This is a genomic window from Komagataeibacter oboediens, from assembly GCF_003207815.1.
Taxonomy (GTDB): domain Bacteria; phylum Pseudomonadota; class Alphaproteobacteria; order Acetobacterales; family Acetobacteraceae; genus Komagataeibacter; species Komagataeibacter oboediens.
Genome location: NZ_NKTX01000012.1, coordinates 1 through 20,593, shown reverse-complemented (window position 1 = coordinate 20,593; position 20,593 = coordinate 1). Strand labels below are relative to the sequence as shown.

General features: G+C 64.6%; 17 protein-coding genes. 5 read left to right on the top strand and 12 right to left on the bottom strand.

Annotation, left to right across the window (positions count from 1 at the left end; all coding sequences use genetic code 11):
- Nucleotides 1-19: 19 nt before the first annotated feature.
- Both CFR80_RS07615 and miaB read right to left on the bottom strand, forming a co-directional pair.
- Nucleotides 20-1,168 (bottom strand): PhoH family protein, encoded by a 1,149-nt coding sequence (locus tag CFR80_RS07615; RefSeq protein ID WP_010514008.1) that lies wholly within the window; start codon nucleotides 1,166-1,168, stop codon nucleotides 20-22.
- On the bottom strand, nucleotides 1,165-2,571 hold the full coding sequence (gene miaB / locus CFR80_RS07610) for a tRNA (N6-isopentenyl adenosine(37)-C2)-methylthiotransferase MiaB (RefSeq protein ID WP_010514007.1): 1,407 nt from the start codon (nucleotides 2,569-2,571) through the stop codon (nucleotides 1,165-1,167). Before miaB ends, CFR80_RS07615 begins: the two co-directional genes overlap by 4 nt.
- A gap of 411 nt (nucleotides 2,572-2,982) precedes the next feature.
- Between miaB and CFR80_RS07605 the strand changes: the two genes are divergently transcribed.
- The 3 genes from CFR80_RS07605 to CFR80_RS07595 are packed head-to-tail and all read left to right on the top strand — an operon-like array spanning nucleotide 2,983 to nucleotide 10,388.
- Nucleotides 2,983-4,941, top strand: a complete 1,959-nt coding sequence (locus CFR80_RS07605) for an autotransporter assembly complex protein TamA (RefSeq protein ID WP_010514006.1) — start codon at nucleotides 2,983-2,985, stop codon at nucleotides 4,939-4,941.
- Nucleotides 4,941-9,152: a translocation/assembly module TamB domain-containing protein gene (locus tag CFR80_RS07600; RefSeq protein ID WP_010514005.1), complete on the top strand. Its 4,212-nt coding sequence runs from the start codon at nucleotides 4,941-4,943 to the stop codon at nucleotides 9,150-9,152. The genes CFR80_RS07605 and CFR80_RS07600 overlap by 1 nt, the downstream gene beginning before the upstream one ends.
- A 48-nt stretch (nucleotides 9,153-9,200) precedes the next feature.
- Entirely contained in the window at nucleotides 9,201-10,388 is a 1,188-nt protein-coding gene (locus CFR80_RS07595) for an MFS transporter (protein WP_232275650.1), read from the top strand.
- Between the two features lie 106 nt (nucleotides 10,389-10,494).
- On the opposite strand, the gene CFR80_RS07590 is transcribed toward CFR80_RS07595, so the two are convergent.
- Complete coding sequence (locus tag CFR80_RS07590) at nucleotides 10,495-11,091, bottom strand: CarD family transcriptional regulator (protein ID WP_026018640.1); 597 nt, start codon at nucleotides 11,089-11,091, stop codon at nucleotides 10,495-10,497.
- A gap of 133 nt (nucleotides 11,092-11,224) precedes the next feature.
- Nucleotides 11,225-12,100 (bottom strand): bestrophin family protein, encoded by an 876-nt coding sequence (locus CFR80_RS07585; RefSeq protein ID WP_029329397.1) that lies wholly within the window; start codon nucleotides 12,098-12,100, stop codon nucleotides 11,225-11,227.
- A gap of 242 nt (nucleotides 12,101-12,342) precedes the next feature.
- Here CFR80_RS07585 and CFR80_RS07580 point away from each other — a divergent pair, with 242 nt between their 5' ends.
- Nucleotides 12,343-13,458, top strand: coding sequence for an S-(hydroxymethyl)glutathione dehydrogenase/class III alcohol dehydrogenase (locus CFR80_RS07580; RefSeq protein WP_010514001.1), 1,116 nt, complete (start codon nucleotides 12,343-12,345; stop codon nucleotides 13,456-13,458).
- 3 nt (nucleotides 13,459-13,461) lie between these two features.
- Nucleotides 13,462-14,316: an S-formylglutathione hydrolase gene (fghA, locus tag CFR80_RS07575; protein ID WP_010513999.1), complete on the top strand. Its 855-nt coding sequence runs from the start codon at nucleotides 13,462-13,464 to the stop codon at nucleotides 14,314-14,316.
- Between the two features lie 20 nt (nucleotides 14,317-14,336).
- Here the strand turns inward: fghA and CFR80_RS07570 are convergent, their stop codons facing one another.
- The 8 genes from CFR80_RS07570 to CFR80_RS07535 form a co-directional block, all read right to left on the bottom strand.
- Nucleotides 14,337-14,756: a secondary thiamine-phosphate synthase enzyme YjbQ gene (locus CFR80_RS07570; RefSeq protein ID WP_010513998.1), complete on the bottom strand. Its 420-nt coding sequence runs from the start codon at nucleotides 14,754-14,756 to the stop codon at nucleotides 14,337-14,339.
- Nucleotides 14,757-14,773: 17 nt separating this feature from the next.
- Nucleotides 14,774-15,769, bottom strand: coding sequence for a tryptophan--tRNA ligase (gene trpS / locus CFR80_RS07565; RefSeq protein ID WP_010513997.1), 996 nt, complete (start codon nucleotides 15,767-15,769; stop codon nucleotides 14,774-14,776).
- A gap of 48 nt (nucleotides 15,770-15,817) precedes the next feature.
- Nucleotides 15,818-16,306: a c-type cytochrome gene (locus tag CFR80_RS07560; protein WP_010513996.1), complete on the bottom strand. Its 489-nt coding sequence runs from the start codon at nucleotides 16,304-16,306 to the stop codon at nucleotides 15,818-15,820.
- A gap of 78 nt (nucleotides 16,307-16,384) precedes the next feature.
- Nucleotides 16,385-16,882 (bottom strand): FKBP-type peptidyl-prolyl cis-trans isomerase, encoded by a 498-nt coding sequence (locus CFR80_RS07555; RefSeq protein ID WP_010513995.1) that lies wholly within the window; start codon nucleotides 16,880-16,882, stop codon nucleotides 16,385-16,387.
- 48 nt (nucleotides 16,883-16,930) lie between these two features.
- On the bottom strand, nucleotides 16,931-18,160 hold the full coding sequence (locus CFR80_RS07550; RefSeq protein WP_010513994.1) for an argininosuccinate synthase: 1,230 nt from the start codon (nucleotides 18,158-18,160) through the stop codon (nucleotides 16,931-16,933).
- Between the two features lie 109 nt (nucleotides 18,161-18,269).
- A complete protein-coding gene (rlmN, locus tag CFR80_RS07545; protein WP_010513993.1) occupies nucleotides 18,270-19,523 on the bottom strand; it encodes a 23S rRNA (adenine(2503)-C(2))-methyltransferase RlmN in 1,254 nt (417 codons plus the stop codon).
- Nucleotides 19,524-19,628: 105 nt separating this feature from the next.
- Nucleotides 19,629-20,372, bottom strand: coding sequence for a TlyA family RNA methyltransferase (locus CFR80_RS07540; RefSeq protein WP_110507200.1), 744 nt, complete (start codon nucleotides 20,370-20,372; stop codon nucleotides 19,629-19,631).
- Nucleotides 20,373-20,397: 25 nt separating this feature from the next.
- The coding region (locus CFR80_RS07535; RefSeq protein ID WP_146221616.1) for a hypothetical protein at nucleotides 20,398-20,593 on the bottom strand (196 nt) is incomplete at its 5' end.

The following is a 20,593-nucleotide window of genomic DNA, read 5'->3' as shown; positions in this document are numbered from 1 at the left end:
GGAATGGGCGGGGCCTGTGCTACTTCGAGGTTTCATCGTTCTCCTGCTGCGATCGCGCGTGCCGGGGGCGGTGCTGTGCCCCGGCGCGCTGATCGTAAGCCTCCACTATACGCGCCACCAGCGGGTGGCGCACCACGTCACGCGATTCAAATCGCATCATGCCGATCCCGGGCAGGCCGTCCAGCGTTTCGACGGCTTCCCGCAGGCCGGATGTCACGCCACGCGGCAGGTCAACCTGGCTCAGGTCGCCGGTAATGACCATGCGCGTGCCTTCCCCCATGCGGGTCAGGAACATCTTCATCTGGGCGGGGGTGGTATTCTGCGCCTCGTCCAGAATGACAAAACAGTGCGCCAGCGTCCGCCCGCGCATGAACGCCAGCGGCGCGACCTCGATCTCCCCCGTGCCCATGCGCCGGATCACCTGGTCGCCCGGCATCATGTCATGCAGCGCATCATAGAGCGGGCGCAGGTAGGGATCGATCTTTTCCTTCAGGTCGCCGGGCAGGAAGCCCAGCCGTTCGCCCGCCTCGACCGCAGGCCGCGACAGGACGATCCGGTCCACCTGTCCCGCCTGCAGCATGGCCACAGCCTGCGCCACGGCCAGATAGGTCTTGCCCGTGCCGGCAGGCCCCAGGCCAAACACCATTTCCTGCCGCGCCAGCATGTCCATGTACTGCCCCTGGCCCACGGAACGCGGGGCGATGGGACCGCGGCGGGTCATGATGGTGGGCAGGTCCGCAAGCGACGGGCGGGCGGGGGCCACGGGGGTGCGGGCATCTGTCATGGCGGGCATGTCCGTTGTCGCGGGGGATGGGGCCGACAGGGCGTGGGCGGCGATGCGGATGGCGGTGTCCACGGCGGCCGTGTCCACCACCTGTCCCGCGCGGGCGCGGCGGTAGAGTTCGGTCAGCGTGCCCTGGGTCAGCCCCACCCGCTGGGCCGCGCCCGTAATGGCGATGCGGTTGCCACGGCAGGACAGCCGGACATCAAATCCACGTTCAAGATGGAGGAGATGACGGTCATGATCCCCCACAAGCTGCGCCAGAAGCGCATTATCCTCAAACTGCAGGGTTACGGTGCGGTCATTCGCCGCAGCCGTGCCGGGGGAGGGAGGACGCCGTCCGCCGCGACGGGGCGCGTGGAGCGTGGATTGTGTCTGTTCTCTCAAGCCCTGTCTGTCTCCTCTGTCAGGACACCGCCCAGCGAGTTGGTATAACGGTGGCGGATATCCACATTGGCGATACGCCCGATCAGGCTGTCCGGCCCGTCCACGTTCACGGCCTGCAGCCACGGGCTTTTCCCCGAAAGCTGACCCGGCTTGCGCCCGCGCCCGGTAAACAGGACGGGCGCGGTCAGGCCGATGGCCGCATCATTGAATGCATCCTGCTGCACGCGCAGCACGGCCTGAAGTTCCTGCAGGCGGGCATCCTTTACGTCCTCGGGCACGTGGCCGCCGGCACCTGCTGCGGGCGTGCCGGGGCGGGGGGAGTATTTGAAGGAATACGCCTGCGCAAAGCCGACATCGTCGATCAGGCGCATCGTCTCGGCGAAGTCGGCATCCGTCTCGCCGGGATGGCCCACGATGAAATCGGATGACAGCGCAAGATCGGGCCGCGCATCGCGCAGGCGGGCGACCAGCGCGCGGTATTCATCCGCCGTGTGCCCCCGGTTCATGGCCGCCAGCACCCGGTCGGACCCGGACTGCACCGGCAGGTGCAGGAACGGCATGAGCTGCGGCAGGTCGCGATGGGCGGCGATCAGGTCATCTTCCATGTCGCGCGGATGCGACGTGGTGTAGCGGATGCGCGCGATTCCCACCTCATCGGCCAGCACGCGGGCAAGGCGCGCCAGCCCCCATGTGCGGCCATCGGGGCCTTCGCCATGGTAGGCGTTGACGTTCTGCCCCAGCAGGGTGATCTCGCGCACGCCCGCCGCCGCCAGCCGCCGTGCCTCCGCAATCACGGCCTGCGCCGGGCGGCTGCTTTCGGCCCCGCGCGTATAGGGCACGACGCAGAAGGAGCAGAATTTGTCACATCCTTCCTGAATGGTCAGGAACGCCGCCCCCCCTGCGGGGGCCATACGGTCGGCGGGCAGGAAGTCGAATTTCTGCTCGACGGGGAAATCGGTTTCGATCACCGCCCCTGCCGCACGGGCCGCGCGGGCGACCATTTCGGGCAGGCGGTGATAGGTCTGTGGCCCCAGCACGATATCGACATACGGCGCGCGCGACAGGATTTCTTTGCCTTCCGCCTGTGCAACACAGCCCGCCACGGCCAGGACCGTGCCTTCGCCCCGTTCGGCGCGGGCTTCCTTGACCTTGCGCAGGCGACCGAGTTCGGAAAAGACCTTTTCCGCCGCACGGTCGCGGATGTGGCAGGTGTTGAGGATGATCATGTCCGCATCATCCGGCGTGCCTACGGTGCGATAGCCCAGCGGACGCAGCACGTCGGACATCCGCTCGCTGTCATACACGTTCATCTGGCAGCCCCATGTGATGACATGAAGCCCCCTTGTGGACGATGTGCTGGGTTGCGGCAGGGTCGCGCCGGAAGGGGGAGACAGGCTGTTCACGGGTCAGGTATCCTCGGGCATCATCGCGGGCACGTGCCCGCACAACGGGCGCAAGACATCGTTGTTCGATTGCGCGCGGTCAAGTGCCTTGCCGCGGATATGCCAAGGAACAAACGGTTGGCCCATCGACGCTCCCGGTTTGCATGTGGCGGGGTGCCGGGCACGGCAACCCTTCCTGCCCATGGCGATCATGCCCGGCGGAATCGGGGGTATGTCAAGACAAGAACCGTGTGATGGAGACAGTTTGCAACACGATCCGACCGTTTTGGGCACCGATATGACATATTCGGAACTTATTAAGGCAGCGACGTTAATATCGGTTTGATCATGCATGCCGGGAATGGCAGTTATCACACAGTGGGAAGCTAACCGCACGGAAGACAGGAACAGGGGCGGCACCGTTTGACAGGATTGCGTCATTCCCGCCAGGCACGCAGCCATCATGCGCGTGCCAGGCGCAGTGCCGGTTATGCAAGTCTGTGTGCCGTCGTGACGGTCCTCGTATCATGGGGGCCTGCGGCGCGCGCGGCCGACCCGCAGGACTACACCACCACCCTGCGCCCGACCGGCAATGCCGACCTGGATGACGCGCTGCGGGCGTCGTCCGACCTGCTGTCGCTGCAGAAGACACAGGCCGTCAGCCCCTTTGCGCTGACCGGGCGCATCCATAACGACTATTCCCGCCTGATCAGTGCGCTGGAAAGCTATGGCTATTACGCGGGTGCCATCACCATCACCGTGACCGATGGCGGCGGGAAGTCCGGTGCTTCCGCCGCAGGTAGCCATGACGGGCGCGATCCCGACCTGCCCGAATGGATGCAGTCCATCCCGGCGGGGCACAGGGCACAGATCACCATCAGCGCGCAGCCCGGCGTGCAGTTCCGCATCGGCGTCGTGACGCTGAACCCCGATAAAGGTGATCCGCCCGTCAACCTGAATGCGGATGAGGTCAAGGCCTTCGCCATGAAGTCCGGCATGCCCGCGCAGGCCGAAAACGTCCTGTCCGCAGGCGTGACCCTGCAGACCGCGCTGACGGAAGAAGGCTACGCGCTGGCCCATGTCAGCAAGCCACAGGCATGGCTGCGGCCCGCGACGCATACGCTCGATATCGCCTATACCGTCCACCGCGGGCCGGTGGTCAATCTGGGAGCGTTCGATTTCGCGGGGCTGCAGCGCACGCATCCGGCCTATATCGCACGCAGGCTGACCATTGCGCCGGGGGAGCTGTACCAGCCTTCGCGTATTGAACGCGCCCGGCAGGATATTGCATCCACCGGGCTGTTTGCCGATGTGCAGGTCAACCATGGCGACACGCTGGCATCCGATGGTTCCATGCCGCTTGATTTCGCATTCCGGGAGGGCAAGCGCCACAGCGTGGGCGCCGAAGGCGGTTATTCCACCGACCTGGGCGGTCGCGCGGGCGTGACGTGGACGCATAATAACCTGTTCGGCAATGCCGAGCGGCTGCGGCTGACTGCACTCATTACCGGGCTTGGCGGCTCGGCGGAGCAGGGGCTGGGCTATGATTTCTATGCCGACCTGCTGAAGCCCGATTTCGGATCACGCAACCAGAACATGAGCGCGCGCCTGGAAGGCATCAAGCAGGAACTCTATTCCTACCGCCAGACCGCGCTGCTGGCGCGTATCGGTATTGTCCGCCGCGTCAACCGCCACTGGAACGTGTCCTTTGGCGGCCAGATCGAGCAGGAACAGATCCAGCAGATGGGCACCACCAACAGCTATTTCATCGCTGCCCTGCCACTTACGGCCAATTACGATGGGACGGGGGTGGACAACCCCATCACCCCCGCGACCCACGGGGTGCGGATGGGGGCCAGTATCACGCCTTCCGCGTCGCTGACGGACGGCACGTCGTTCTTCGTGATCATGCAGGCGACGGTCTCGACCTATTTCGACCTGAAGAACTTCGGCCTGTCGCGTCCCGGCCGCAGCGTGCTGGCGTGGCGTGGCACCATTGGCAATGTGGAGGGCGCATCGACCTTTGACATTCCGCCCGACCAGCGTCTGTATGCCGGTGGGTCCGCCACGGTGCGCGGCTTCCGCTATCAGGGGGTGGGGCCGCAGTTCGCCAACACGCGCTACGCCATTGGCGGCACGTCCATGGATGCGGGGTCGTTTGAATACCGCCAGCGCATCATGCAGAAATTCGGCGCGGTCGGCTTTATCGACGCAGGTCAGGTCACGGCGGACCGCACACCGTTCCAGGGCACGCTGCGCGTGGGCGCGGGCGCGGGGGCACGCTATTACACGCCCATCGGGCCGGTGCGGCTGGATGTGGCCGTGCCGCTCAACCGTCCCGCGCGGGGCGACAAGTGGGAACTGTATGTGGGTCTGGGGGAAACGTTCTGATGCCTGATCCGACATCCACCCCGACACCGCCGCCCGGGCGCGGCACGGCCCGGCGCATCCTGCGGGCGGGTGCTTTCGCGCTGGGCATTCCGGCGGGGCTGGTGGCCGTGGCGCTGGGTGTGGTGCTGGTGGCGGCCAATACGGGCGCGGGCCAGCATGAAATCGAACGCCGCCTGCCGGGATTGACCGGCGGCAGCGTCCACCTGTCGGGTCTGGGCGGCCGGTTTCCCGATGCGCTGCATGTCCGGCATCTGGAACTGGATGACTACAAAGGCGCATGGCTGTCGATTGATGACCTGCAACTGGACTGGTCACCACTTCGGCTGCTGACGCGGCACGCGGTCATCAGCAACCTGTCCATGGCGCGGCTGTCCATTCCACGTCTGAGCGAGGACGATCCCGCCCATCCGTCTAAGCCGGAAAAGGACTCTTCGGGCAGCGTCCATATGGGGGTCGACATCCGTGCGGTGCATGTGGCGCGGATTGACGTTGGCGCGGCCATTGCCCGGATACCTGCGGCCTTCAGCCTGAACGGCCATGCCAGCCTGGATGATATCGCACCGGTACTGGATCATTTTTCCATCGCCACCCTGCCGCCCGCCAGTATCGTGCTGGACCTGAAGCGGCTGGACCAGCCCGGCGCCCTGTCGCTGACCACGCGGCTGGACCGCAGCACTGTCGCGCTGGACCTGCATGCGCATGAGGAGGCGCAGGGCTTCGTCGCGACATTGAGTGGCCTGCCCGCCCTGTCGCCGCTGGACCTGTCGCTGGGGCTGCATGGCCCGCGTGACGCAACGGCACTTTCCCTTGCGGCAGTGGTCGGGGCCATCCACCTTCAGGCGGCGGGTCAGGTCGGGCTGGTCACGCACCGCATGGCGCTGGATGTGTCCGGCAAAAGCGACCCGGTCACGATCAGCGGCGCGAACTGGCAGGGCATGAGCCTTGCCGCGCATGTGGGTGGCACGGTGGACCGGCCGACCGGCAATGGCACGCTGGATATTGATCGCCTGACCTATGACGACGCCGGTTTTTCCACGCTGCACATGGTGGCCGAGGGGTTGAGCGGGCAGGCGGACGGACAGGCGGAGCATGCCGGCCTGCATGCCACCGTAACGGGCCTGCGCATTCCGGGCAGCCAGCCCACGCTGTTTGCGTCCGATCCGCTGCGGCTGGACGTGCTGTGGCACCCCGACGCGTCGGGCGGGCCGGTGGACCTGTCGCTGTCGCATCCGCTGGCGCAACTGACCGGACGGGTCACCACGGCCCGGCCCATGGCGGCGACCTTCCATGCCGACCTGCCTGACCTTGCCCCGCTGGCGGCAGCGGGCGGCACGCAGTTGCATGGCCATGCCGGGCTGGATGGCAGCGTGACGCTTCCTGCAACCGGGCGGCCCGGGCCGTTCGCGCTGGACAGTCATATCGTGCTGGATGGCGGCCTGCCGGTGGCTGTCGGCCTGATCGGGAATACAGGACACCTGAACGTGGCGGGCACCATCGCCAGCGGGCCGGGTGGCGGCAATACGGTCACGTTCACGTCGCTGCTGGCGGAAGGGCGGACCCTGCATCTTGATGCAACGCCAACCCGTCTGGTGACGGGCGACCCGATGCAGGTGGATGCCACGGCCCATCTGGCCCTGTCGGACCTGCATGTGCTGGCCCCCACGCTGAAGGGGCAGGCGCAGGCGGACCTGCATGCCGCGGGCCCGGTTACGGACCTTGCGGCCAGCCTGAAGGCACAGGCCAGCATGGCGGCCAGCAACACGGCGGCGGGCAATGTGCAGGCCAGCCTGACCATGCGCCACCTGCCGCAGGTCAGGGAAGGGGATCTGGATATATCGGGCACGGTGGACCGCGCGCCCATTCAGGTGACAGCCCATCTGGACAGCAATGGCGGTGATGACAGCCGCCACCTCCAGCTTGCGCACCTGAACTGGAAAAGCCTGACGGGGCAGGCGGACATGACGCTGCCCGACGGACATGTTGTGCCGTCGGGCACGCTGGACCTGCGCATGACGCGTCTGGCGGACCTGCGTGACCTTGTGGGACAGGACATAAGCGGGCACCTGTCCGCCGCCCTGCACAGCACGAGCGCCACCGCCGATACCCCCGCTGCCCTGAGCGTGAACGTGGATAGCGCGCTGAGTGCCGCCATGGCGCGGGTGGACCGGCTGGTGCTGAAGGGCAGGGTGCAGGACCCGACAGGGAACGCGCCGGTCACCGATCTGGACCTGCTGGTGGATAATGCGCATTTCCGCGATATGGGCGGGCATGCGCATGTGACTGCGAAGGGGCCGTTTTCCGCCCTGAACGTTGTGGCGCAGTCGGGGTTGGATACGCCATGGACCGGTCCCGCCACCATTGATGCGGCGGTCGTGTCCAACATTCCCGCAGCTTCGGTAAACATACGCAGGCTGGAGGCGCAGGCCCGGCGCGAGGTGATCCGTCTGGATGCCCCCGCCACGGTGACCTATGGCAAGGAAACCGCGATCGACCATCTGCGCATCAGCCTGACGCCGCCGCGCGGGCAGCCGGGCAGTCTGGAGGTCAGCGGCAGGATCAGCCCCGCGCTGGACCTGCATGCGGTGATCAGCCGCCTTTCGCCCGACCTGCTGGTGCCCTTCGTGCCCACGCTGCATGCGCAGGGAACGCTGGCTGCCGAGGCACGGCTGACCGGCACGACGGACCGTCCTTCCGGCCGGGTCACGCTGCATGGCACGGACCTGAAATACCAGACCGACTACACCTCGTCCCTTGCCCCGGCATCGGTGGAGGCAACGGCCGACCTGACAGCCGGCATGGCGCGGGTGGATGCGCAGGTCCGCGCGGGCACGCAGGTCAACCTTGGCCTGCATGGCACGGCCCCGGCGTACAGGGCCGGCCAGATCACGTTGCAGGCGGACGGGAACGTGGACCTTGCGGTGGCGAATGCCTATCTCGGCGCGCAGGGCATGCAGGCGGGCGGCGCACTGCAGATCGCGCTTGGCGTGCGCGGCACGCCGCAGCAGCCGCGCCTGAACGGCACGCTGGGCCTGACCAATGGCGTATTCCATGATTTCGGGCAAGGGATACAGCTGTCCAACATGCATGGCACGGTCAATGCGCTGGGGGACCGGCTGGTCATTGCCGACCTGAACGCGCAGGCGGGCAAGGGGACAATTGGCGTCACGGGCAGTTACGGGGTGCTGGAACCCGGGCAGCCGATCGACCTGCGGATCCACGCCGATGATGCCCGCCCACTGGCCAGCGACCTTGTGACCGCGACCATAAACGGGGATATGGGCATAAAGGGCCAGCTTGCCAGCCGGATCGATGCAGCGGGGGCCATCACGCTCAAGCGCGTGGATATCAACATCCCGGATTCACTGCCCACGTCGGTCGCGCATCTGGATGTCATCCGCCCCGAGGATGAGGCGGCGCAGCAAAAGGTGGTCCACACCGCCCCGCTGGTGATCGGACTGAACCTTGATGTACGTTCGCCAGGACAATTCTATGTGCGCGGGCACGGGCTGAACACGGAAATGCACGGCAGCATCCATGCCGGTGGCACCAGTGCGACGCCGGTGGTGACGGGTGGGTTCTCGCTGGTCAAGGGCGGGTTTTCGCTGGGCGGTATCTCGCTTGATTTCAGCAAGGGGCAGGTGGGCTTCAACGGCATGGGCGTGACCCATGCGATCGACCCCACGCTGGACTTCGTGGCCGAGCGCAGCACGAATGACGGCACGGCGCGGCTGAACGTGGGCGGGTATGCCAGCGCGCCGAAAATTTCGTTTTCCTCCACGCCGCCACTGTCACAGGACCAGATACTGGCCATACTCCTGTTCGGGTCGGATACGCAGTCCCTTTCGCCCACGCAGATGGCGTCCATCGCGGCAGCCGTCGCGACGCTGAGTGGCGGGTCCGCCTTCGACCCGCTGGGCATGGTGCGCAAGACCCTGCACCTGGACCGGTTGCAGATGAGCAGTTCATCCAACGGGTCGGGCAGCAATGACACCGGTTCGATCGAGGCGGGCAAATATGTCATGCGCCGCGTGTACGTGGGCGCCAAGCAGGCGACGTCGGGTTCGGGCACGCAGGCGCAGGTGCAGGTTGACCTGACCAAGCGGCTGAAGCTCAACACCACGGTGGGGACCGGCGGCAACGTGACCGGCTTCACCACGCCGGAAAACGATCCGGGCAGCAGTGTGGGCCTGTTGTACCAGTTCAAATACTGAGCATGCGCCGACCTGTTCCCCACGGAGTAAATGCATTACGGTCCCGGCATGATTTATCGTGTTACGGCCCGTGGCGGCCTGCTGCCCATCATGCTGGCCATGACCAGCGGCATGCTGGCGATGGGGGTGGCGCTGCCTGCCCTGCCGCTGGAACTCCAGTCCCGTTTCGCGCAAGGGACGACCGTGATCGGTCTGGTCATGGGTATTCAGGCCGCTGCCACCCTGCTGTCGCGCCCATGGGCGGGGCGGATGGCCGACCGGCGCGGCGGGCGTGATACGCTGCTGTGCGGTCTGTTGTGCACGGCGTGTTCGGGTCTGGCCTACAGCGTTGCGCTGGTGCCCGTCCTGTCGCCCGTCATGCAGCAGGCGATGATCGTGGCGGGGCGCCTGGCCATGGGGCTGGGCGAAGGGCTGATGGTGACGGGTGGTGGCATATGGGCCGTAAGCCTGGCTGGCAGCGAGAAGGCGGGGGCCGCGATGTCATGGATCGGGCTGGCCATTTTCGCCGGGCTGGGCATGGGCACGGCGCTGGGTGACGTGATCGAGATCCATGCCGGGTTCGCCCGGCTGTGCCTTGTCGCCATTATCCTGCCGGTGACGGGCATGGGGCTGACCGTGTTGATGCCCGCGCCACCGCGCCTGCATGGGGGCGGGCACGACGGGGGCATGCGGTGGAAGCACCTGATCGGGCATACCTGGGCATGGGGTCTGACGCTGGCTCTGTCGGCGGTGGGGTTTGCCGCGATTTCGTCGTTTCTGGTCATCTTTTATGCCGCGAAGGACTGGCATGGCGGCGGCTGGGCGCTGGGACTGTTCGGCGCGGGGCATGTCATTGCCCGACTGGTCGGCAGTGCCCATGTGGATCGTGACGATGTGCGGCCGATGGTGGCCGCCATCATGCTGGTGGAGGCGCTGGGCCTGACCCTGATCTGGCTTGCGCCGGGGCCGGCATGGGCGGCGGCAGGCAGTTTCCTGACCGGGTTCGGGTTTTCGCTGACCTACCCGCTGCTGGCGCTGCCGGTGCTGCGGCAGGCACCTCCTGGTGCAGCGGGATCGGCAATCGGGCTGTTTGATGTGTTCTTTGACATTGCCGCGGGCTCAGGCGCGGTCATGTCCGGTATTATGGTGGGGGTGGCGGGACCACGCAGCCCCTTCGTGCTGGCCATGCTGTCGGCGGTCGCGGGCAGCGTGCTCATGCTGGTGATCCGCAATCCCGATACGGACAGGGCACCATAGCCACCGGCGGCATCCGGTCCATAAAGTAGGGCGCGCATGGCAAAACCGCCGGCACAGGGGCCGGCGGCATGGATGGGGTTGTGACGGAAAAGGCGGCGTGGGGTGGTCAGGCCGCCTTCATGACCTCGGTCAGCTTTTCAAGCACTTCGGTCGGCTCCTTGCCTTCCAGCACGGCGACCTCGGCCACGAAGCGTTCCTGTGCCGCCTCGAACAGCTTGCGTTCGCTGAAGCTGCCGTCAAGGCTGTCCACATTGCGGCGGAGGTCACGCAGCACTTCGGCGATCTGCACCAGGTCGCCGGAATTGATCTTTTCCTGATAGGCGACCGCGCGGCGCGCCCACATGCCACGGCTGACATGCGGCTTGCCCTTGATGATGGCCATCGCCTTGTCCACGATTTCCCTTGATACGATCTTGCGCAGGCCCGACTTGCGCGCCTTGGACAGCGGGATGCGCAGCGTCATCTGGTTGCCGGGGAAGGAGATCTGGATCATTTCCAGCTTGGTGCCCGCGATTTCGTCAACGCCAATCCGGTCAACACGGCCAACGCCATGTGCCGCATACACAATGGCGTCGCCCTCGCGGAATGGATCCTCGTCTTTTACGGCCTTGCTGGACTTTGCCTCGGCTGCCGTGGCAGCTGCGGCCGTCCGTGCCATTGCATCGGTCACAGTGCCCTTCTGGGTGGTTCTGAACATGCTCATACCGCCCATATAGCATAAATCCGCCCTTCTGTCTTGCTTCCTTCATAACGCTTCCGGTCCGGGAAATATGGTACCCCGATGACGGCGCGGTACCCGGTATGCCCGGGGAGGTTGGCCCATCAGGCGGGCTGCGTCATGCCTGTATGCCGCCCACGGGTGTCAGCGGTGGCGGCGCAGGCAGGCCGCAGGACTGCAGCAGGTCGATTTCGATCGTGCGGGAAATGGCCAGCATCGGCATGCCGTGCGGCGTTGCGCTGAAGGGATCCTGCAGGTCGTTGCCGATCTTGTCCAGTGCCACGAACAATAGCCCCACCAGTGATGACCCCAGTGGCGTGATCCACCCCAGCGTCTGCACCATGGACAGGGGCAGGATGATGCAGAAGACCACCGCCACCACCTTCGGCAGGACGGAAAACTGTATGGCCAGCGGTGTGTTGCGGATGCGTTCCAGCCCGCCCTGGGCGTTGCACATGTCCGACAGGATGCGGTCGATCTGTCCCTGCAGCGCACCGTCAATGCCCAGCCTGCGTGATTCCGCATCCACCCGCAGCCCGATTTCAAACAGGATGGCGGCGGGGACGTTGACCTTGCCTGCGATGCCCGCCTTCATGGAATCGGGCAGCAGGCGCATGATGTCGTCGCTTGCATCCAGCCGCCCCAGCGCGCCCCGCAGGGCATAGGGATAGGCCGCCATGGCGCGGGCAAGGTCGGGACACCCGCGCAGGATCGTGCCCGCCTGACGTGCGAAGGACCGGCTGTTGTTGGTGACCGCCCCCCACAGCGTCCGTCCTTCCCACCAGCGGTTATAGGCGGTGTTGTTGCGAAAGCTCATGAACAGCACCAGCGCCGAGCCGATCAGCGATATGGGCAGGGTGGGCTGTTCCATCCATTCCTGATGGAAGATCTGGAACATCACCACGACGACGATGTCCCACGCGCACAGGAAAACCAGTGACAGCACGCTTTCGCGCAGCAGGATCCACAAACCAATTCTGCGATCAATGACCATGCAAGATTCCCGGTTTATCTAAGGGTGCGATACGGGGCCGTGCATCGGTCCCCTTTGTGCCGCTTATCACATCATGCCGGCGTTGCGGCACCGGGAGTGGGCGGGTGGCATGTTTTGTCACTGAAAATATCGTCAGCGCCTGCATGGCCACATGACATTGACGCAGGTGGCGATGATGCCCTTAATCATTACGGACAAAAGCCCCCGCGCGGGGCCCACGTATTGAAGGGAAGACCGGGTTCATGGACGTAAGGGCAGCTGTTGCCTTCGAGGCAGGCAAACCACTTGAAATCGAGACCGTGCAGCTTGAAGGCCCGCGCGCGGGTGAGGTGCTGGTCGAGATCAAGGCCACCGGCCTGTGCCATACGGACAAGTTCACCCTGTCCGGCGCTGATCCTGAGGGGCTGTTTCCCGCCATTCTTGGCCATGAAGGCGCTGGTGTGGTGGTGGAAGTCGGCGCAGGTGTCAGGCACCTGAAGCCCGGCGACCATGTCATCCCGCTCTATACTCCCGAATGCCGGGAATGTAAGTCCTGCCTGTCACGCAAGACCAACCTGTGCACGGCCATCCGGACGACGCAGGGCAAGGGGCTGATGCCCGATGGCACGTCGCGTTTTTCGTTCAGGGGGCAGCCGATCCATCACTACATGGGCTGTTCCACCTTCGCCAACTATACGGTGCTGCCGGAAATCGCGCTGGCCAAGATCCGGCCCGATGCCCCGTTTGACAAGGTGTTCTATATCGGCTGCGGGGTCACCACCGGCATCGGGGCCGTGCTGTTCACCGCCAAGGTCGAGACCGGCAGCACGGTTGCCGTATTCGGTCTGGGCGGGATCGGGCTGAACGTCATTCAGGGCGCGAAAATGGTCGGGGCCGAACGGATTATCGGCATCGACATCAACCCCGAGCGTGAAGCCATTGGCCGTAAATTCGGCATGACCGACTTCATCAACCCGAAGGATCTCGGCCCCAATGGCGACCTGGTTGGTCATATCGTTGAACTGACCGGTGGCGGCGTGGACTATTCATTTGAATGTGTAGGCAACCCGACGCTCATGCGGCAGGCGCTGGAATGCGCGCATCGCGGATGGGGGGTGTCCACCATCATCGGGGTTGCGGGCGCGGGGCAGGAAATCAGCACGCGGCCGTTCCAGCTTGTGACCGGGCGGCGGTGGATCGGTTCGGCCTTCGGCGGCGCGCGTGGCCGTACGGACGTGCCGCGCATCGTGGACTGGTTCATGGAAAACCGCATTGATATCGACAGCCTGATTACCCACAGGCTGCCGCTGGAGCGCATCAATGAAGGCTTCGACATGATGGCGAAGGGTGAGAGCATCCGCACGGTTGTCGAGTTCTGATCCATGAGCCGGATCACGACGCTTGAAGAACATGCAAGCTGTGGCGGACGGGTGGGCTTTTACAGCCACCCCTCCGAAAGCCTCGGGCTGGAGGCGCGTTTTGGCGTGTTCCTGCCCGAACGCGCGCTGGCGGGGGAACGCGTGCCCGTCATCCACCTGCTGGCGGGGCTGACCTGCACGCAGGAGACATTTCTGGTCAAGTCCAATGCCGTGCGGTTCGCGGCCCATCATGGCATCGCGCTGGTTGCCCCCGATACCTCGCCACGTGGCGCGGGCGTTGCGGGGGAAGACGATGCCTATGACCTTGGCACGGGGGCAGGCTTCTACCTTGATGCCACGACGCCCGCGTGGCGCAGGCATTACCGCATGGGCACCTATGTCAGCCACGAACTGCCCGAACTGACGCAGGCCGAGTTCGCCATTGATGGCGCGCGGCGTGGCATCATGGGCCATTCCATGGGCGGCCATGGCGCGCTGGTCCATGCTCTGCGTGCGCCACAGGCATGGAAATCGGTTTCGGCCTTTGCCCCGATCTGCCATCCTGCCGTCGCGCCTTGGGGAAAGAAGGCCTTTACCGCCTATCTGGGGCCTGATCGTGCCACATGGGCGCGGCATGACGCGACCCTGCTGCTGGAAGCAGGGCATACCCATCCCACCGAAATTCTGGTGGATCAGGGGGGAAGCGACAAATTCCTGCATGACCAGCTCAGGCCGGAACTGCTGGCGGCTGCGGCTGGCGCGGCAGGGCAGGACCTGCGCCTGCGCGTGCATCAGCGCTATGATCATTCCTACTGGTTCATCCAGTCATTCATCGCCGATCATCTTGACCACCATGCCACCATCCTGAACGCGCTCTGAGCTCGCCGGGCGGGCGGGGATCACTCACCGATCAGGTGCAGGACGATTTCCCGCCTGTGGGCGCGCGCACGGTGTTCGAACAGGTACAGGCCCTGCCATGTGCCCATCACCGGCCGCCCATCCGCCACCGGAATGGAAAGCTGGGTATTGGTCAGCATGGCGCGCAGATGGGCGGGCATGTCGTCCGGCCCTTCATCTTCATGGATGTAACGCCCCGGCTGTTCAGGCACGAGGGTTTCGAAATACCGTTCGATATCCTCGCGCACCGTCGGGTCGGCGTTTTCCTGCACCGTCAGCGATGCGGAGGTATGGCGGCACCATAGCGTCAGCAGGCCGGTCCCGATCCCGCTCTGCCTTACCCAGTCCAGAACCGGCCGGTCGATCGGGACCAGTCCCTTGCCGCGGGTCGTGACCACAAGGCTGTGCAGATCCTGGCGCATGGTGCCGCCTTTCGTGTTTATTTCAGGAAGCCGATCAGGGATTCCGCTTCCGATACAATTGGTTCGGCAATGGCGCGGGCCCGGTTCGCGCCATCGCGCAGCGTGTCGCACAGGAAACCGGGTTCCTTCAGCAGGCGTCCGGTTTCTTCGGCAATCGGGGCGATTGCCCCCACCACCACGTCGGTCAGCGCCGTCTTGAACGGCCCGAAGCCCTGACCGCCGAACTGCGCCAGCACCCCGGCGACAGTCGTGCCGGACAGCGTGGCGTAGATGGTTACCAGATTGCGGGCCTCGGGCCGGTTTTCAAGGCCTGATTCCTCAGACGGCAGCGGTTCGGAATCGGTCTTGGCGCGTTTGATCTTGTTGGCGATGGCGTCGGCATCGTCCGTCATCTCGATCCGGCTCTGGGCGGAGGGATCGGACTTTGACATTTTCTTGGTGCCGTCACGCAGGCTCATGACGCGCGCGCCCTGCGGCGGGATCAGGGCTTCGACCTGCGGGAAGAATTCCGTCCCGTAGTCATGGTTGAATTTCTGGGCAATGTCGTTGGTCAGTTCAAGGTGCTGCTTCTGGTCATCGCCCACCGGCACGACCGTAGCCTTGTATGCCATGATGTCGGCGGCCATGAGGTCGGGATAGACATACAGGCCCGCGGAATGTTTCTCACGGTCCTTGCCGGCCTTGTCCTTGAACTGCGTCATGCGGTTGAGCCAGCCGATGCGGGCGACACAGTTGAAAATCCACCCCAGCCGCGCATGCGCGCTGACGGCGGACTGGTTGAACAGGATATGCCGCTGCACATCGATGCCCGATGCCAGCAGGACCGCCGTCTGCGCCAGTGTCTGCTGGCGCAGCACCGCAGGGTCCTGCCATGTGGTGATGGCGTGCATGTCCACCAGGCAGAAGATACATTCATGATCACGCTGCAGCGCAACCCAGTTGCGTATTGCACCAAGGTAATTGCCAAGCTGCGGGATACCGGTCGGCTGAATGCCGGAAAATAGGCGTTGCATGAAAGCGTTTTCCGTTTTTTTGCCCGTGGTGGTCAAGATGCCAGGTTGTCAGGGCAGGGGATGGATGGCGTCAAGGCGGCGACGTTCTTCGGCTACCATGGTGGTGGTCATCGGGTGGGCGCGTTCCGCGGCGACATCCGCGGCCCTGAACACCGGGGCGGGGCGGGTATCGCCACGCGTGGCCAGATAGGTCAGGATGGAGGCGATTTCCTCATCCGACAGATGGGCGCGGAATGGCGGCATGGAAAAATTGTACCGCACGCCGTCAATCTGCAGCGGGCCATTCAGTCCGTTCAGAAGCACATGCATCAGGTACTGCTTGCCCTCGGGGGTGGAGGCGATCTTGTCCACCCGTCCGGATACGGGCGGGATTTCTCCCTTCATGCCTTCCCCGCCATGGTGGCATATGCCGCAGTTGGTGCGGTAACGTGCATAGCCTTCGTGGCCGTGGCGCGTGCAGGCCGCCAGCAGCACCATCGTGCCCACCATGCAGGCCCCGCGCAGTACGGACGCCATACGCCCGGTCCCATTACCCATGTCGGTTATCCGGTTTCCTGTCCCGTTATGTCATGAAAAAGGCCATTCACCCGTTGGATGAATGGCCCTGTGCATCCCTTAATGGCCGCCGGGTGCGACGCCCAGAAGCTGTATCTTGAAGATCAGCGGGCTGTCGGGCTGGATGATGCCCATGGATTTATGCCCGTAACCCAGTTCGGGTGGCACATACAGCATCCATGTATCGCCCACATGCATGAGCGGCACGGCTTCCTGCCAGCCCTTGATCACCATCTCCAGCGGCATCTGCATATACGCGCCATGCCCGTGCTGCTCGGAACTGTCGAAAATGCCGCCATCAGGCAGGCGGCCTTCGTATATGACCATCACGCTGTCATTGATGGTGGGCTGCGCGCCATCCTTCGGCCCGGATTTCAGGACCTTGTAGGCCAGTCCGTCCGGCAGGGTCTTGACCCCGGGCTGCTTGCGCACGTTGTCCATGAACTCTGCCGGGGTCAGTTCCGGCTGGTCATCCTTCTTGCTGCCCCCGCATGCTGCCAGCGGCAACGCCACGGCAGTCGCAAGAAGAAGGGGAATGACACGGGAAAATCGTTTCATGACACCTCGGCAGGTCGTTGGAATGAACACGAAGGATCGGGTGAAAGATTACAGCGCGCCGCCACGTCGGCCAATCTTGGCCCCCAGCCGCAGGCGCAGCGCGTTCAGGTTGATGAAGCCCTGCGCGTCGGCCTGGTTGTAGGCGCCCTCATCATCCTCGAACGTCACGACACGGGTGTCGTACAGGCTGTTGGGGCTTTCGCGGCCAACGCAGATCACGTTGCCCTTGTACAGCTTCAGCCGCACGCGACCACTCACGGAATGCTGGCTGCGATCGATCAGCGCCTGCAGCATGTGCCGTTCGGGGGAGAACCACAGCCCGTTATAGATGATTTCGGCATAACGCGGCATCAGGCTGTCCTTGAGGTGCATGGCCTCGCGGTCGAGCGTGATGCTTTCGATGCTGCGGTGCGCGGTCAGCAGGATCGTGCCGCCCGGCGTTTCGTAAATGCCGCGCGACTTCATGCCGACAAAGCGGTTTTCCACCAGGTCAAGCCGGCCGATGCCGTTGTCACGGCCCAGTTCGTTCAGGCGCGTCAGCAGGGTGGCGGGGGACATGGCCACGCCATTGATCGCGACCGGATCGCCCGATACGAAATCGATGGTGATTTCGGTGGCCTTGTCGGGGGCCGCTTCGGGGGAAATGGTGCGCTGGAACACGATTTCCTCGGGGCCGACCGCCGGGTCTTCCAGCAGCTTCCCTTCAGAGGAGGAGTGCAGCAGGTTCGCATCGACCGAGAACGGGGCTTCCCCGCGCTTGTCCTTTGCGATGGGGATCTGGTGTTCCTCGGCAAAGGCCAGCAGGCGGGTGCGCGATGTCAGGTCCCATTCACGCCACGGCGCGATCACGGTGATGTCGGGCTTGAGCGCGTAATAGGCCAGTTCGAAACGGACCTGGTCATTGCCCTTGCCGGTGGCGCCATGGGCCACGGCGTCAGCCCCGACCTGCTCGGCAATCTCGATCTGGCGCTGGGCGATCAGGGGGCGGGCGATGGACGTGCCCAGCAGGTACTGCCCTTCGTACAGCGCGTTGGCGCGGAACATGGGGAAGACGAAGTCCTTGACGAAGGTCTCGCGCAGGTCTTCGACGAAGATTTCCTTCACGCCAAACATTTCGGCCTTGCGGCGGGCGGGTTCAAGTTCCTCGCCCTGACCAAGGTCGGCCGTGAACGTCACGACTTCACAGTTGTAGGTGGTCTGCAACCAGCGCAGAATCACGGAAGTATCAAGACCGCCCGAATATGCGAGAACGACCTTTTTGACATCCCTGGCGGCCATGGGAGAACGCTCCTGTCGAAAAACTCTGGACAATACTTTGCCGGGTGAACCGGCGGCCTGTCCTCCTAGCATCCCACGGCGTGGCCGACCAGAAGTTAAGGCCGGATTTTTATGCCCCCGCGTCCTCTGCTTCCGGTGCGGCGTCCGGCTGGCCTGCGGCGCGGCGCAAACGCTGGCTTTCGGTGCGCAGCTGGCCACACGCAGCCAGGATGTCGCGCCCGCGCGGCATGCGGATGGGGGAGGCAAAGCCCGCATCCATCACGATCTTCGCGAACCGGTCCAGCTGTTCGCGCGTGGACGGGCGGTAGCTGCTGCCCGGCCATGGGTTGAACGGGATCAGGTTCACCTTGGCCGGTATGCCCGAAATCAGGCGCACGAGTTCACGCGCGTCGGCCTCGCTGTCATTGATGCCGCGCAGCATGATGTATTCGAACGTGATGCGCCGGGCATTGCTGGCGGCGGGATAGCGGCGGCAGGCGGCAATGACTTCCCGGATGGGATATTTGCGGTTCAGCGGCACGATCTCGTCACGCAGGTCATCGCGCACGGCATGCAGTGACACGGCCAGGTTGATGCCCAGTTCTGCCCCGCACTGATCCATCATCGGCACCACGCCGGATGTGGACAGCGTGATACGCCGTCGTGACAGCCCGATGCCCTCGCCATCCATGATGATGCGCATGGCCTTGGCCACGTTGTCGTAATTGTACAGTGGTTCGCCCATGCCCATCAGCACGATGGTGGACAACAGGCGCGGCGTCTCGCCCTTCGGGCTGGGCCATTCGCCATAACTGTCGCGCGCGGCCATGAACTGGCCCACGATTTCGGCAGCTCCCAGGTTGCGCACCAGCGCCTGCGTGCCGGTATGGCAGAAAGTGCATGACAGCGTGCAGCCCACCTGCGACGAAATGCACACCGCTCCACGGTCTTCCTGCCGGTCGGGAATGTACACGGTTTCGGCTTCCTGCCCGTCGCGGAAGCGGAACAGGAATTTGCGCGTGGAGTCCTGCGATGTCTGTTCGGTCACCACGCCGGGGCGGCCAATGACGAAGCGTTCGGCCAACTTTTCCTGCAACGGACGGGCAATGGAACTCATGCGTGAGAAATCGGTCGCGCCCTGATGGTAGATCCAGTGCCACAGCTGCTTGGTGCGGAATGGCTTTTCGCCAATCTCGACCATGATGTCCGTCAGTTCCTCACGCGACAGGCCAACAAGGTCGCGCCTGCCATCGGGCAGGGCGGCAGGCGGCGGGGCGAACTGGGCGGATTTCGCGCGGATGCGCGCGCGTTCCTCATCATTCAGAAGCGAGGCCGCCGTCCCGTCGCGTGACCGGGAAGGTGAAGTTGCAGGGGCTGCGGACATACCGGTGCTGCCTATGTTCGTCGTGTCATTTATGGGGGAGGGGAGGAATATCCCCATTTGCCATCCCCTGTCTATCACAGCAGGGGATGGATGCGCGACTTTCGATCAGCCGTCCTTACGCGCCGCGATCAGAAATTCCCGGTTGCCTTCCGGCCCGGTGATGGGGCTGGGGTCAATGCCCAGTACGGTCCAGCCAGGCAGGCCCGACCACCATTCATGGATCATGGCGCATACGGCGTCATGCACCGCCGGGTCGCGCACGACGCCCTTTGCGCCGACCGCATCCCGTCCTGCCTCGAACTGCGGCTTGATCAGCGCAATGGCCCACGCACCCGGTACGCACAGTTCCAGCCCCGCGGGCAGGACGGTGCGCAGGCCAATGAAGCTGGCGTCACAGACCAGCGCCTGTATCGGGTCGGGAATGATGGTTGTGTCCAGCGTACGGGCATTGCATTTTTCCAGCACAACAACCTGTTCGGTGTTGCTGCGCAGTTTCCATGCCAGCTGCCCATGGCCCACATCGACGGCATAGACCTTCGCCGCCCCTTCATGCAGCAGCACATCGGTAAAGCCGCCGGTTGACGCGCCGACATCAAGACAGGTCAGGCCCGCAGGCGACAGGCCGAAATGTTCCAGCCCGTGCGCCAGCTTTATCCCGCCGCGCGAGACCCATGGATGGTCCTGCCCCTTCAGCGTCAGGGGCGTATCCTCGGGGATCTGCTCCCCGGCCTTGGCAATGCGCCGGTCGGGCGTGTGGACCAGACCGGCCATGATCAGTGCCTGCGCCCGGGTGCGGGTTTCCACCAGCCCCCGGTCCACCAGAATCTGGTCAACGCGACGTTTTGCCATGCGTGGTGCCTGCTTTCCGGCGAGGTCAGGCCATCTGGCGTGACTGCGGCACGCCCAGGGCGGACAGTGCGGTGGCGACAATGGCAGGCGCATCCAGCCCGGCCTCATGATACTGCGCGGCTTGGGTGTTGTGATCGATGAAGCGGTCGGGCAGGGTCATGGGGCGGAAGCGCACGCGGTCCAGCAGGCCGGTTTTGGCCAGATGGGTCATGACATAGCTG